Below are 13,082 nucleotides of genomic sequence, written 5' to 3'. Positions count from 1 at the left end.
CATACGACGATTAGAATGGTCGTGTTTATAAGTGCGGTACAAAAAGCGCGGTACAAAAGTCAAACATATGACTTATGCACAGCACAAAAACTAGTCTATAACGTGTTTTCAAATAACTTATAGATACGACGGTACTCATCTAACCACGAGCTTGGTTGCACAAAACCATGTGGCTCTACCGGATAAATAGCTGTTTCAAAATCTTCTTTCTCAAGTTCAATCAAGCGTTGTACTAAACGTACGGTATCTTCAAAAAAGACATTGTCATCAACCATAGGCGCATTGATGAGTAAGGGTTTATTCAGTCCTTCAGCAAAATAAATCGGTGAACTGCGTTCATAGGCTATGGCATCATCTTCAGGAGTATTTAAAATATTGGCAGTATAACCATGGTTATAATAAGCCCAGTCAGACACTAAGCGAATTGCCGCCCCTGAAGCAAATAAATCAGGGTCGGTAAATAGAGACATCAGCGTTAAGAAGCCACCATAAGAGCCACCATAAGTACCAACACGCTTGGCATCAACATTGGCATTTTCAATGAGCCAATTAACACCATCACGCATATCTTCTACTTCCACTTTGCCCATATGACGGTATATCGCGGTACGCCAATCTCGTCCATAACCGGCTGAGGCGCGGTAATCCATGTCAATAACCACATAACCTTGTTGAACTAACATGGAATGGAACATATATTCACGGAAATAACCTGACCAACCCAAGTGAGAATTTTGTAGGTAGCCGGCACCATGAGTAAACATAACAGCACGATTTTTATCGGCAGTTTTATCAAAGTTTTTAGGTAAATATACTTTTGAATAAATTGGTTGTTTTTGTTTACTTGAAGGAATAGCAACAACCGTTGGTGCCGCCCAAGGCATAGCCAAAAATTGCTTAGATACCGTATAAGTAATGCGCTTAGCCGTGCCTGCCGCATTTATATTTTGCACATATAGCTCAGGCGGCATAGTAACGGTAGAATGCTCAATTAACAGTTTTGATTCATCTGGGCTAAGCACATAATCGTTTTTACCCCCTAAGTCTGTTAATGCAATTAGATTCTTAGCCATATCCACTTGGTATATTTCATAAATACCTGGGTGTTTTTTATTGGCTTTAAAAATAAAGTGCTGATTATCTTGCGTTAGCGTAACACTGCTCACTTCAAAGGCACCAGACGTTAGCTTAACCGCCTTAGCGTTTAAATTTTTGTGATATAAATGAGAATAGCCAGACTCTTCCGATAAGTAATAAAGGCTGGCGTTATTATCAGCATTTAACCAACCAAATTCATTAAAGTTCCAGTTAATCCAAGCATCATCATGGAGTTTATGTTGGCTAACTAAGGTATTATCAGAGAAATTAACCGTGGTTAACCAACGTGTTTTGTTGTCCCAAGCCTCTAACATTATCGCCAGATGTTGACCATTTTCGCTCCACTTAATGGGGTTATACATACCAAGCACATGAATGTTACGCGCTTTTTTCTCCGACTTATATTTCTTGCCAGCACGAGCATAGTTTTCCGCTTTAACACTCGCTAAAACATCTTCATCAAAACCCGGTAGGCTGTCATAACTTAAAGCTTGTTGTGTCCCTGTTACTAAATCAAGTATAAAAAGTTGTTCTTTATACTGTCGGTTGTTGGCTACACGAGCACGTACTTTTTTAGCGACAATAACACCCTCTTTAGTAATGTAATTAGGCATAATATCGCTTTTATCACGGCTAGATTTTGCCAAGGCTATGCTGACCAATAATTTATCACCTGCTGGTGACAGGCTAGCATAGGCTACTTTATTATCTTTACCAAAATAAAATTTACTGTCGGTTACCGCAGAGTTTTCAGCGGCTAAACGCTGTTTTTGCGCGTGTTTTAACTGCGCATTTCTCTGCTGTAAGGCAATATATGCAATGAGCTTATGCTGTTCTTTAGCTAGGTAGCTTTTTGGCTCGGTGACGCCCGCGGGTTTGTCTGACATGTGCAAACTTGCCAATTCTTTAATTTGACCTGTTTGGCTATTGTGGCGATAAAAAACATTAGCCACTTGATAGGCAATATCGCCATTGGTCAAAAAGAATGCCTTACGCTCAGTGTTTGAGGTGAATGTTAGCTGTTTTACCGTATTACTCGCTAAGGTTTTAACAAAAACATCACCATTAAAAGTATAAACTTTATGGGTACGCGCTTGATTGAACTTGGCATTTTTATCGGCAACTTTATGCTTAATCGATAAATCTACTGGCGAGGTCTTACTACTATTAGCCAGATCCAGGGCATACAAATCACGTAAAGGGTTGCCTAATTGTTTTTGCTGATAATAGACAGTGTTACTATCATCGCCCCAATACCATGATTCTGGTGCACGACCAAACCAATCAGGGTCTGCCATCACTTGCTCTAAGGTAATAATAGTGCTTGCTTGTGCGTTAACTGCCACAATACTGGGCACTTTGTCTGGCGCAGAGGTATTAAGCTGTTCACTAAGCTGAGTATTACTACAAGCGGCTAATGAAAAGCTAAGCGCTACGGCAATGAGTTGTATTTTCATAAAATAAATTCTTTTGTTGAGTTTTTTTGTTAAAGAATAAATGCAGAGTGCCAAGTTAACGCACACACTGACTGCTCTGCTGTTATATTAAATTAGTGTAATTAAGTTAGCTTTACTCTGAGGCGTTATCCTAATCGAAAAGAAAATAAAATAAAATAAAATAAAGGGTAAGATAAAACGACCAATACCGTTTTATCTGCGTTAAAAAAACGCTAAAATAACAGGCTTTACTGATACTACCATCATTGGACACTTTGTTATGCTTTGCCCGTGCGGTTCAACCTTATTATTTAATGCTTGTTGCCAACTTTATATTACACAACAGCAGCAACCCAGCTCGGCTGAGCAATTGATGCGCTCACGCTTTAGTGCCTACGCAACAAAAAATGGTCAATATATTTTTGCTACCTATGGCGCTGCTCAGCAACTAAAGCAGTCGCTAGGAGAAATTCAAGCGTGGGCGGATGAATGTTTGTGGTTGGCGTTAAAAATACATGCCAGTAGTAAAAATACGGTAGAATTTTCAGCCTATTATGTCGTCGATAATACCTTATGGGAATTACGAGAAAAGTCTAATTTTACTGTTGAAGAAAACCAGTGGCGCTACCTTGATGGTGACATTACTGAGCATAACCAGATAAAGAAAATTAAACGCAATGAACTATGCCCATGTAACCAATATGCAACGGATTGGTCCGCTAAAAAAGGCAAAAAGTTTAAACAGTGCTGTGCTAAATCGCAGGTTCGATCATTCTAACTAGGCTTAGTTAAGTAGTGGTGCTTTAATGAGTGCTTGCTGAATGCCATCTAACCAGGCCTGAGCATTGAAGTTCAGTGGCTGACTAAGCGGTTTATCCGCCTCGTTACTCGATCCAGGCTTAACTGGTGTTGCCGCTGCGGTAATTTGCCTGTGCTTAAGCTGAGTAAATAAACTGGTATTTTGCAGCACTTGCGTGTCGATATGGCTTTTATCATCACGAAAAGCTAACGGTTTAGCTTTCATCGCGTTAGTTAAATGTATGTTAGCTAAATCGTTATCGACAATCGTTTGTACTTGGTTGAATTGCTTAACATCCTCTGGTGCAGACAGTGCTAAAGGTGCTGATGCAGCTAGGTTGAATTGTTTTCTCAAGGCAATATTACTTAAGTCTGCCGTTATAGGCTCGGCTGCTTGAGGTAATAAAAATTGGCTTTGTTCACGGACATCATCCGTTAACATTGCCAGCATCAAGGTAAAGTCTGCACGACGTGTTTGTCCAACACTTTCATTCAACTGCTCACCAAGTTGCAATTCATGTAGCAATACATTAGTGACTGAAAAATCAGTGACCAAATGCTCAGCACTGCTCTTACTCACTTCATTATCTGGAGCGAAATTATTGCTTGAAAACTGTGGTGATAGCTCTACGGCCACTGCGCTATGCTCTTATTTATGCCTTGATAAATAAGTTATCGGCTAAAAGTAAAAAACATTTAGCCGATAAGAGCATAAATTTACAATTAATTATTACACTGCTTTATTAAGCGATTTTATTGCCAATAATTATTGCCTTTGAGCACTACGTTTAAGTACTACTTTTACTTACCGCTGATAATAGTTAAGTTAAGTCACTTGCTTTATTGGCCACGTAAGTGTGAAGGACGCACCACCAAGCTCACTATCGCCGATAGCTGCATGCCCTTGATGCCACTCCATAATGCGAGCAACAATAGCTAAACCTAAACCAAAACCACCGGTTTCACGGTTTCTTGATTGATCGCCACGTGAAAACGCATCAAAAATAACTTGCTTAAATTCATCAGAAACACCATCCCCGTTATCTTCAACACAAATTTGGCATTGTTCATTTTCTAATGACAGAGTCACTCTCACTTGGCCATTACCATACTTAATGGCGTTGCTAATAAAGTTATTAACCGCCCTATCGATAAAGTGGTCATCACAGCAAACAAGGTTATTCGGCAGTTTATTAATAAACTCTATCGAGCTGACAAACTGATCATGACTGGCTATTTGTAAGCTCACTAACTCGTTCAAGTCAGTACGGCTAAAGTTCAGTTCAGGTTTGTCATTATCAAAAGCAGCATATATAAGCATTTCATTGATCAGCTCTTCTAATTCACGCACATCATTACTAATTTGTTGCTGGTACTTTTTTCTTTTTTCATCATCTTTAATTGTGTCAAGCATCTGTAAAGCAAATTTGGTTCGCGCTAAAGGCGTTCGTAACTCATGGGACACGGCATTGGTTAACTCTTTATGGGCTTCAATTAAACGTCGAATACGCGCTGCCATCATATTAAAGGAGGAAATCATCGGCGCTATCATGGTTGATTTTGCCGCAGGGGCCTTACTATCAAAATTTCCTTGACCAAACTCCTTGGTCGCTTTTTTTAATAATTCTAAATCCCGTGACATCGGCCATAACCAAATAAAAATGATAACGCCAAAACAGGCTAATATTAACACGCGGTAAATGGCCTTTAATCTGGGCCTAGTTGGCATTTTTACCGGACCTAAGGTAAGAACAGAGTCGGAGCCTTTAAGTAAATAATGCAGTACGACATTACCATCAAAATAATAAATATGGGTATTAGTATGTGTTAACGAATTATGTTCGGTGTGATCTATGGCATCAACTTCTGCTAAAGACATGAGTTTTAAAGGTAGTTCCCATTTTTCTCCGGCACCCGAAACTATATCCTGCCATTCGTTTTCTGGATGCTTTTGAACATAATCCCCTAAGGCCATCATCATGGTTTTATAACCGGTATAGGATTCAATATCTTGCTCTAGATAAGATGCCCACACTTCATCGAGTGCCCAAGAAAAAATGATAAAAGTGGATATGATAAAGAAATAGAGATTAAAAAACGAACGACCTAATTTCATTAATGTGCCTTAATTAACAGAATGGAGTAAAAGTAAGCTTAAGAAAAAGGCTTTGTCACTGGCAAGAAGTAAACAAAGCCTTGATATTTTAGTGGTTATATAGCAATTACCAGTAAAACCTGCACTTTGAGTGCAAATAGCTAATGGCTACAGTGACCTATCCCCTAGAGCTAGCCCCATGCGTCTGGCACAAATAAGTAACCCTGGCCCCAAATAGTCTTGATCCTAAATGGCGTTTCAGTGCTGTCATGTAATTTTTTACGTAAGCGAGAAATTCGCACATCAACACTTCTGTCTAAGCCATCATATTCACGGCCAATTACCGCTTTATAGATATAATCTCGATTTTGTACTTCACCGGATTTACTGGCCAGTAACCATAATAAATCAAATTCTTGGCTGGTTAGGTCAATATTTTCACCTTGCAAAGTCACTTTACGTGAGGCTTTACTGATAAATAAACCACCACAGTTAATTTCAGCTTTTTCTTCATTTTGGTTAGGTAAATCGCCGCGACGTAATAAGGCGTTAACTCGCGCTAATAATACTCGCGGTTCAACTGGCTTGATAACATAATCATCAGCGCCAATTTCTAAGCCTAACACTTGGTCAAAATCAGTACTTTTTGCTGTTAACATTAATATCGGGCCGGTAAATTCTGGGCGTAAATCACGGCAAACACCAAAGCCATCTTTACCGGGTAACATTACATCTAAAATAATGATATCTGGCGAGAAAAGCTTTACCCGTTTAGCAACGGTATCACCACGATACTCTTGCTTAACATGAAAGCCTTCATTGGTTAAAAAGTCGGTGACTAAATCGGATAATTGACGATCATCTTCAACCAATAATATTTTTTTTACGTTTGGGTTACTATCTGGCATATACATTTCCTTATTTAATACGTGTTATTTATGCTATTGATAAATAACGGTACGAATAACGGTACTGATAACTGTATTAACAGTTATGTTGTGTTGCTCATTTAGGCTTAGCTTAAACAAGTTATTACGGTTAAACAATAGCCTCTACCAGTTGTTACGTTTAAATTACACTTTATAACATCAAGGGCTGTGGCTAACGTTCACACTAACGGAGTTAAAAAACGTCAAAATCGCGCTACATCAGGCAGTTTGTCAGACCATGCTTAAGCATATATACCCGTTGCATATTCAGGAGCACAGCACACTCTTTGCGCCTTGTTATCTCAAAATTGCTCAATAGCAGAGACTAAAATGAAAATCCCACCGCACCTTGGTAAAATAAACCTTGCGAGACGATAGATAAACACGCAAGATCAACCGCTTAATTTACCCAGCAATACATATCGATATTGTTCGCTAAAATTCATTAGGAATTCTATGAAAATTATCAGTTTTAATATTAACGGCCTTCGTGCCCGTCTTCACCAACTGCAAGCGATTATCGATAAACATCAACCCGATATTATTGGCTTACAAGAAATTAAGGTACATGATGAAGTTTTCCCTTTAGCAGCGGTTGAAGCCATGGGTTACCATGTATATTTCCATGGTCAAAAAGCACATTATGGCGTCGCTATGTTATGTAAAAAAGCAGCAGATACCGTGCAGCGCGGTTTCCCTAGCGATGATGATGAAGCACAACGCAGAATGATTATGGTAACAACTACCAACGATAAAGGTGAGAAAGTTACGGTATTAAATGGCTATTTTCCACAAGGCGAAAATATTAGCCACGAAACTAAATATCCCTACAAGCGCAAATTCTACCAAGATTTAATGAACTACCTTAATGACAACCACACTAATGATGAAAATGTCATCGTCATGGGCGATATCAATATTTCACCACTTGACCTTGATATAGGTATTGGCGAAGTTAACCGTAAACGTTGGTTAAAAAGTGGTAAATGTTCTTTCCAAGACGAAGAACGTCAATGGCTAAAAACCTTAATGGATTGGGGTTTTATTGATACTTTTAGAAAATTACACCCTGATACTAGTGAACGATATTCTTGGTTTGATTATCGCTCACGTGGCTTTGATGATAACCGCGGCCTTCGTATTGATGTTGTTCTAGCAACTAAAGATATGGCAGCACAATGTATTGAAGCTGATATTGATTATGAATTACGCGGCATTGAGAAACCGTCAGATCATGCACCTATTTGGTCAACATTTTCTTAAGGTTCACTCTACATGCATACTGAAAACCTAGCGCAATACCGATGCCCGCTTTGCCAACAAGCCTTGTTACTTACTGAAAAGAGCTACCGTTGTATAAATAAGCACAGCTTTGATCAAGCAAAACAAGGCTATGTAAACTTATTACCGGTTCAATTTAAGCACTCAAAAGAGCCTGGCGATAACAAGGCAATGGTACAAGCTAGACGGGCATTTTTAGATAAAGGCTATTACCAGCCCTTGCTTGACAGTATGTTAGCGCTCTATCAAAAGTATGGTGATAAAACCGCCGCCGTTTTTGATGCTGGCTGTGGTGAAGGTTTTTATACTCATCAGCATAAAACTGAGCATAATAGTGTCTACGGCGTTGATATTGCCAAAGAAACGATAAAAATAGCCGCAAAACGCTATCAAGATTGTTTTTATAGCGTGGCAACACTTGCTGACTTGCCTTTTAATGATGGCCATTTTGGCTGGCTATATAGTGTTTACGCCCCCATTTTAGAAAATGAGTTTACTCGTATTTTACAAGACAAGGGTTATTTGTTGACGGTTACACCGGCCGATAACCATTTATTTGAGCTTAAAGCACTGATATATCGCCAGGCGAATAAACATGACACTGCAAAACAAGTAATTAAGCAATTAACCTTGATTGAAGAACAACGCTTAAATTACCCGATGAACTTCTCTAATAGTGACGATGTGTTGAATTTATTAGCAATGACACCCTTTGCCTTTAAAGCCAGTAAAGAGTTAATTAACAAATTAAAGCAACAAAAAGAATTCAGTTGCCAAGCTGATTTTGTTCTGCGCTTATATCAAAAGTAATAATAATCAACAGCATGGATAATCGGGGAAGTCACTTTTATCACAACAAACGTTTACGCTAACAATAAACAAAGTAGCGAGAGTTACTTTGTCGTTGCAAAGGTTAATTGTAAAAGTTGCGCAAGATCGATATAGCGTGGTTTATAGGTTGCTAAGCTAGCAATCGCATTTTTATTACTGTGACTATAGCTACGACCATTACTTTGCTCATTGTTACGATCATTGCTATAACCGACTTGCTCAGCAGTTTTCTCTTTACCCTGCTGCTTTACCTTTTCTAAACCACTGTGATACCAAGAAGCCAGTGATGGTGGTAACAACTTATCGGCTTTTACCCCAGATAAAACTAAGGCCTGTACTGGCATACTGATTAAAAACAAACCATAGACCAGCGCTTGCGGTAGTGCATTTATGGCATTATTTATCGAGCCTTGGCCCAATGGATACCCTGAGGCTAAATAAAGCTGCATAATGACAGTAAACATGGCTAAGGCAGGGAAATATCGACAAATAAAGCGGGCGCTTTGTACTGCTCGATAATCCTCAAAATACTGCATTAGTTCTGGCTTGTCAGGCCAAAGTGCTAAATATTTTTGCCCCAATTTAATGAGTTCTACAACGGAGATATTCATATCACTACTATAGCAGTTAGAGCTTATAAGCAACAGTCAGAAATGTAACTAACTAATGAGTACGAATAGTAATCATTAAAACGCCAATAAAACAGTCTTTTATTACTTTGCATCAAGATTTTTAAGCAAGTCCAGCGCTATAATGAAGACACTAATATTATTGCATCTATTATCTCTAAACCTTTTCACTTTTTTAAAAGACAACATACATGACCCAACAAAAATCGCCCAGCCAAGTATCAGTTAATACAACTGCCATTTTAGTGATTAATTGTGGCAGCTCTTCCGTTAAGTTTTCCTTAATCAGGCCATTGACTGGCGAAACGCTATTATCAGGTTTAGCCGAATGTCTACTCAGCTCAACGGCTAGAATCACCATCAAGCAGGGTGAGGATAAACAGTCTTATAAACTAACCGCTCCCTTTAATCACCAAGTAGCACTGACTGTCTTAGTAGAGCACTTACGACAACTTAATTTAGTTCAATATATCAGTGCCATTGGTCATAGGGTTGTTCATGGTGGCGAACATTATTCAGAGCCTAGGTTAATTACTGAGGTGGTAGAGCAAGCGATTGCTCAATTGGCAAAACTAGCTCCCTTACATAATCCGGCGAACCTTATTGGTATTAAATCATGCCAGCAAGCTTTTGCCGACTTACCGCAAGTAGCAGTATTTGATACGGCGTTTCATCAAAGTATGCCAGAAAAAGCCTACCTCTATGGGCTACCCTATTCACTGTACAAGGAACACGGCATAAGACGTTATGGTTTTCACGGTACCAGCCATTATTTTGTCGCTAAACAAGCAGCAAAATACTTAAATAAGCCGCTAGAGCAATGTAACTTGATCAGTGCCCATTTAGGCAATGGTTGTAGTGTTACCGTTATTAAAAATGGTAAGAGTGTTGATACTAGTATGGGCATGACACCTGGCGAAGGCGTGATGATGGGCACTCGTTGTGGCGATATCGATGCCGGCATTCTCTTTCATCTAGTAGATAATTTAGGTTACGCCATTAATGATGTCGATAAATTAGTCAATAAGGAAAGTGGCTTATTAGGTGTTTCCGGTTTAAGTAATGATTGCCGTACCTTAGAAAAGGCCATGTTAGAAGATAATCATGTGCAAGCCACGTTAGCACTGACGGTATTTTGTTACCGTATTGCTAAAAGCATCGCCTCATATAGCGCCAGCTTAACTCAACTAGACGGCCTTATTTTTACCGGTGGTATAGGTGAAAACTCAAGTTGGGTACGTACTGAAATAGTGAAACAACTTGGCTTATTAAACTTTTCTTTAGATGAAGATAAGAACCAAGCAACTCGCTTTGGCGCCTCAGCTAATATTGCCACAAAAAACGCCAGAGCTATTTGGGTTATTGCCACCAATGAAGAATGGGTAATAGCCGAACAATCAGCGCTGTTATTAAAAAATTTAGCCAAGTAAATGCTCCATATCACGTTAAGTAGGATTTAATTTATGCCCCATAGAATTATGTTAATCCCTGTTGGCTCAGGCGTCGGTTTAACCAGTGTCTCACTCGGTTTATTACATGCTTGTCAACAAAAAGGTATTAAAGTTGGACACTTCAAACCCATTAGCCAACCTTCGCGTAATAGCTTAGCTAAAAAGAATAAAGCCATTGATGCCATTAGCTTATCGCAAAATAGCACTAGCATATCACTTAGTTATGTCGAAGAAAAAATGGCCGATGGCCTGCACGATGCCGTGTTAGAAGAAATTGTTGCCAATTTTAATGCCTTTAAAAAAGATCACGACGTAGTCATTATTGAAGGCTTAGTACCCACAGCAAGACAACCCTATGCTGGGCGTATTAACCGTGATGTCGCCCAAGCGCTCGGTGCCAACATAGTATTGGTTGCTAGCCCTGGCAATGACAGTGCCGAAGAGTTTGAAGACCGACTGCTAGTCACTGCTGAAACCTATGGCGGTATCAAAAACAAGCAGCTCATTGGCTGTGTTATCAATAAACTCAATTGCCCAGATCAAGACGAATACGGTTTATTGCCAAAAGAAGAAGAGATAGAAAGTGATTTCAAACTAAAAGACTGGTTAGATTTAGCCATTTTTAAAGACCGGAACTTTGATTTACTTGGCACCATAATGTGGGATATAGACCTCATTGCTCCGCGCATCTGTGACATAAGTAACTACCTTGATGCCAAAGTCCTTAATCACGGTGATATGGCACATCGCCGCTTTCGCAGCGTTGCCTTTTGTGCACGAACCGTGTCTAATTTAGTCAGTTATTTAGTCCCTGGCCGCCTTATTGTTACCCCTGGCGACCGCACCGATATTATTATTGCCACCTGTTTATCAGCATTAAATGGTACTAAATTAGGCGGCATGATATTAACCAATGGCTTTGAACCATCAAAGCAAGTTTGGGACTTATGTAAACAAGCGCTTGAAGCAGGTTTACCGGTATTATCTGTACCCTGGGACACTTGGCAAACATCACGTCACATCATGAGTTTTAACCCAGAAATACCGCAAGATGATATCCAACGTCAAGATAAAGTAAAGCAGCATGTTGCCGATAATTTAAGTAGTCATTGGCTCGAAAGCCTTACCTCAAAAAACAATAGTTATAATTTATTATCACCCCCTGCCTTTAGGCATAAATTAACCGAACTTGCTCGCAAGGCAAACAAACTAATAGTCCTACCTGAAGGAAACGACATACGCACAATCAAAGCGGCAGCAATTTGCTGTGAACGTAATATTGCGCGCTGTCAACTTATGGGTAATAAAGAAGAAATTCTGCAAATAGCCGAGCATCAAGGTATTACCCTTCCTGATAACTTATTAATAACGGATCCCGATACCATTAGAGAAAATTATGTTGGCCCTTTGGTCGAGTTGCGTAAACATAAAGGTTTAACGGATGTTATTGCACTGGAAAACCTCAAAGATAATGTTGTTTTAGCTACTATGATGTTACAACTTGGTCAAGTTGACGGCCTAGTTTCAGGGGCGGTTAATACCACCGCAAACACCATAAGACCCGCATTACAATTAATTAAAACCGCTGCCAATAGCGCTTTAGTTTCATCGATATTTTTCATGTTACTTCCTGAGCAAGTGCTTGTTTATGGCGACTGTGCCATTAACCCAGATCCTAATGCCGAACAGTTAGCCGATATTGCTATTCAATCTGCGGACTCAGCCAAAGCGTTTGGTATTGAACCCATAGTTGCCATGATCAGTTACAGTACTGGCCGTTCCGGACATGGGGCTGATGTAGAAAAAGTCGCTAAGGCAACTGAAATAGCCAAGGCTAAGCGCCCTGATCTTATTATTGATGGACCTCTACAATATGATGCCGCCATTATGGAGAATGTCGCCCGGAAAAAAGCGCCAAACAGTCCGGTAGCAGGGAAAGCGACGGTGTTTATATTCCCAGATTTAAATACTGGCAATACCACCTATAAGGCGGTACAGCGCTCAGCTGGTCTATTAAGCATAGGCCCTATGCTACAAGGCATGAATAAACCCGTTAACGATCTATCACGCGGAGCATTAGTGGATGATATTGTTTATACCATAGCCTTAACGGCAATACAGGCGACACAATAACGTAGCCAGCTTAATGAACTTTGTTAATAAGTACCTATTAGCAAGGTTCAACCTGAGCTTAAAGTGACTTTTAACCTATTTAACCGCAATAAAACCTTAATTTCACCGTGAAAAGGATCCAACAGGCTATTTTGATAACTTATCTTATTTATTTGTATTTACCACCTAACTAGTCAAAAAATGAGCTACTGGTTTTTTCCTTATTTTTCAATGGCAAAGCTAGTTACCACAAGATTACTAACAATTCTATCCACAGGTTTTGTGGATAGAAAATATCAAGATAACTGTTAACATTACCCAAAGGAAACCTAGTAAAAGCTTCGTAAATGGCCACTATAAATAACTTTCAGTGAGAGCTTGCCATTTTCAAATGCTACTATCAATGGCATGCAAAACAATCA

Annotated in this window: 10 protein-coding genes; 5 read left to right on the top strand and 5 right to left on the bottom strand. The window is 39.4% G+C overall.

The annotated features are described in order from the left end of the window. Positions 1–95: 95 nt before the first annotated feature. Entirely contained in the window at positions 96–2,555 is a 2,460-nt protein-coding gene (locus CMT41_RS06900) for a S9 family peptidase (RefSeq protein WP_058026734.1), read from the bottom strand. 259 nt (positions 2,556–2,814) lie between these two features. Between CMT41_RS06900 and CMT41_RS06895 the strand changes: the two genes are divergently transcribed. Next, positions 2,815–3,312 carry a YchJ family protein gene (locus CMT41_RS06895; RefSeq protein WP_058026732.1) on the top strand — a complete coding sequence of 166 codons (498 nt, stop codon included), beginning with the start codon at positions 2,815–2,817 and terminating at the stop codon, positions 3,310–3,312. A 6-nt stretch (positions 3,313–3,318) separates the two neighbouring features. Here CMT41_RS06895 and CMT41_RS06890 read toward each other — a convergent pair whose 3' ends face one another. The 3 genes from CMT41_RS06890 to CMT41_RS06880 all read right to left on the bottom strand — a co-directional run bounded on the left by CMT41_RS06890 (position 3,319) and on the right by CMT41_RS06880 (position 6,335). Continuing rightward, positions 3,319–3,969 carry a VC2046/SO_2500 family protein gene (locus CMT41_RS06890; RefSeq protein WP_232300028.1) on the bottom strand — a complete coding sequence of 217 codons (651 nt, stop codon included), beginning with the start codon at positions 3,967–3,969 and terminating at the stop codon, positions 3,319–3,321. A 189-nt stretch (positions 3,970–4,158) separates the two neighbouring features. Next, on the bottom strand, positions 4,159–5,448 hold the full coding sequence (locus CMT41_RS06885) for an ATP-binding protein (RefSeq protein ID WP_058026731.1): 1,290 nt from the start codon (positions 5,446–5,448) through the stop codon (positions 4,159–4,161). 170 nt (positions 5,449–5,618) lie between these two features. Next, positions 5,619–6,335 (bottom strand): winged helix-turn-helix domain-containing protein, encoded by a 717-nt coding sequence (locus CMT41_RS06880; protein ID WP_057180609.1) that lies wholly within the window; start codon positions 6,333–6,335, stop codon positions 5,619–5,621. Between the two features lie 477 nt (positions 6,336–6,812). On the opposite strand from CMT41_RS06880, the gene xthA reads away from it, so the two are divergent. Both xthA and rlmA read left to right on the top strand, forming a co-directional pair. Next, the gene (gene xthA, locus CMT41_RS06875; protein ID WP_057180608.1) at positions 6,813–7,619 is read left to right on the top strand and encodes an exodeoxyribonuclease III; all 807 of its coding nucleotides are present in this window, start codon (positions 6,813–6,815) and stop codon (positions 7,617–7,619) included. Positions 7,620–7,631: 12 nt separating this feature from the next. Beyond that, entirely contained in the window at positions 7,632–8,447 is an 816-nt protein-coding gene (gene rlmA, locus CMT41_RS06870) for a 23S rRNA (guanine(745)-N(1))-methyltransferase (protein WP_058026729.1), read from the top strand. 83 nt (positions 8,448–8,530) lie between these two features. On the opposite strand, the gene CMT41_RS06865 is transcribed toward rlmA, so the two are convergent. Next, on the bottom strand, positions 8,531–9,079 hold the full coding sequence (locus CMT41_RS06865) for a DUF412 family protein (RefSeq protein WP_057180604.1): 549 nt from the start codon (positions 9,077–9,079) through the stop codon (positions 8,531–8,533). 209 nt (positions 9,080–9,288) lie between these two features. Between CMT41_RS06865 and CMT41_RS06860 the strand changes: the two genes are divergently transcribed. Both CMT41_RS06860 and pta read left to right on the top strand, forming a co-directional pair. Further along, complete coding sequence (locus tag CMT41_RS06860) at positions 9,289–10,527, top strand: acetate/propionate family kinase (RefSeq protein ID WP_058026727.1); 1,239 nt, start codon at positions 9,289–9,291, stop codon at positions 10,525–10,527. A 33-nt stretch (positions 10,528–10,560) separates the two neighbouring features. Further along, entirely contained in the window at positions 10,561–12,681 is a 2,121-nt protein-coding gene (gene pta / locus CMT41_RS06855; protein WP_058026726.1) for a phosphate acetyltransferase, read from the top strand. Positions 12,682–13,082: the final 401 nt, after the last annotated feature.

This window comes from Colwellia sp. MT41 (assembly GCF_001444365.1).
GTDB classification, from domain to species: domain Bacteria; phylum Pseudomonadota; class Gammaproteobacteria; order Enterobacterales; family Alteromonadaceae; genus Colwellia; species Colwellia marinimaniae.
This window is presented reverse-complemented; position numbering and strand designations above follow the sequence as displayed.

Excerpts from the sequence above, each read along its gene's own strand:
- CMT41_RS06900 (WP_058026734.1), bottom strand. The coding sequence starts at position 2,555 with ATGAAAATACAACTCATTGCCGTAGCGCTTAGCTTTTCATTAGCCGCT.
- xthA (WP_057180608.1), top strand. The coding sequence starts at position 6,813 with ATGAAAATTATCAGTTTTAATATTAACGGCCTTCGTGCCCGTCTTCAC.
- CMT41_RS06865 (WP_057180604.1), bottom strand. The coding sequence starts at position 9,079 with ATGAATATCTCCGTTGTAGAACTCATTAAATTGGGGCAAAAATATTTA.
- CMT41_RS06895 (WP_058026732.1), top strand. The coding sequence starts at position 2,815 with ATGCTTTGCCCGTGCGGTTCAACCTTATTATTTAATGCTTGTTGCCAA.
- rlmA (WP_058026729.1), top strand. The coding sequence starts at position 7,632 with ATGCATACTGAAAACCTAGCGCAATACCGATGCCCGCTTTGCCAACAA.
- pta (WP_058026726.1), top strand. The coding sequence starts at position 10,561 with ATGCCCCATAGAATTATGTTAATCCCTGTTGGCTCAGGCGTCGGTTTA.
- CMT41_RS06885 (WP_058026731.1), bottom strand. The coding sequence starts at position 5,448 with ATGAAATTAGGTCGTTCGTTTTTTAATCTCTATTTCTTTATCATATCC.
- CMT41_RS06880 (WP_057180609.1), bottom strand. The coding sequence starts at position 6,335 with ATGCCAGATAGTAACCCAAACGTAAAAAAAATATTATTGGTTGAAGAT.
- CMT41_RS06860 (WP_058026727.1), top strand. The coding sequence starts at position 9,289 with ATGACCCAACAAAAATCGCCCAGCCAAGTATCAGTTAATACAACTGCC.